Consider the following 1,424-nt stretch of genomic DNA (forward strand, 5'->3'; position numbering starts at 1 on the left):
TGCGGGTGTCAGTCCTTGATCTCGCAGATCGCGGCGCCGGAGCTGACGGATCCGCCGATCTCCGCGGACAGGCCCTTGATGGTGCCGGACTTGTGCGCGTTCAGCGGCTGTTCCATCTTCATCGCCTCGAGGACGACGATCAGGTCGCCCTCCTTGACCTCCTGGCCCTCCTCGACCGCGACCTTGACGATCGTGCCCTGCATCGGGGAGGCGAGGGTGTCGCCCGAGGCGACCGGGCCGGACTTCTTCGCGGCGCGGCGCTTGGGGCGGGCGCCGGCGGCCAGGCCGGTGCGGGCCAGGGACATGCCCAGCGAGGACGGCAGGGAGACCTCCAGGCGCTTGCCGCCGACCTCGACGACGACCGTCTCACGGCCCGGCTCCTCGTCCGTGTCCGCGTCGGCGGGGGCGGCGAAGGGCTTGATCTCGTTGACGAACTCGGTCTCGATCCAGCGGGTGTGGACCGTGAACGCCTCCTGGCTGCCGGTGAGTTCGGGGGCGAAGGCGGGGTCGGTGACGACCGCGCGGTGGAAGGGGATGGCCGTCGCCATGCCCTCGACGGCGAATTCGTTCAGGGCCCGCGAGGCGCGCTCCAGGGCCTCCTTGCGGGTGCGGCCGGTCACGATCAGCTTGGCCAGGAGGGAGTCCCAGGCCGGGCCGATCACGCTGCCGGACTCGACGCCGGCGTCCAGGCGGACGCCCGGGCCGGTGGGCGGGGCGAAGGTGGTGACGGTGCCGGGGGCGGGCAGGAAGTTACGGCCCGGGTCCTCGCCGTTGATGCGGAACTCGAAGGAGTGGCCGCGCAGTTCGGGGTCGCCGTAGCCGAGCTCCTCGCCGTCGGCGATGCGGAACATCTCGCGCACCAGGTCGATGCCGGCGACCTCCTCGGTGACCGGGTGCTCCACCTGGAGGCGGGTGTTGACCTCCAGGAAGGAGATCGTGCCGTCGAGGCCGACCAGGAACTCGACCGTGCCGGCGCCGACGTAGCCGGCCTCCTTCAGGATCGCCTTGGAGGACGAGTACAGCTCGGCGACCTGGGCGTCGGAGAGGAAGGGCGCGGGGGCCTCCTCGACCAGCTTCTGGTGGCGGCGCTGCAGCGAGCAGTCACGCGTGGAGACGACGACCACGTTGCCGTGGCTGTCGGCCAGGCACTGCGTCTCCACGTGCCGCGGCTTGTCCAGGTAGCGCTCGACGAAGCACTCGCCGCGGCCGAAGGCGGCGACCGCCTCGCGCACCGCGGACTCATACAGCTCGGGCACCTCTTCCAGGGTGCGGGCGACCTTCAGGCCGCGGCCGCCACCGCCGAACGCGGCCTTGATGGCGATGGGCAGGCCGTGCTGCTCGGCGAACGCGACGACCTCGTCCGCGCCGGAGACCGGGTCCGGGGTGCCCGCGACGAGCGGGGCGCCGGCGCGCTGGGCGATGTG

The 1,424-nt window shown here is 72.2% G+C and carries 1 protein-coding gene; it reads right to left on the bottom strand.

Annotation, left to right across the window (positions count from 1 at the left end; all coding sequences use genetic code 11):
- Positions 1–8: 8 nt before the first annotated feature.
- The coding region (locus tag ABZ848_RS49525) for a biotin/lipoyl-containing protein (RefSeq protein ID WP_360843740.1) at positions 9–1,424 on the bottom strand (1,416 nt) is incomplete at its 5' end.

This window comes from Streptomyces sp. NPDC047081 (assembly GCF_040643775.1).
GTDB lineage: Bacteria > Actinomycetota > Actinomycetes > Streptomycetales > Streptomycetaceae > Streptomyces.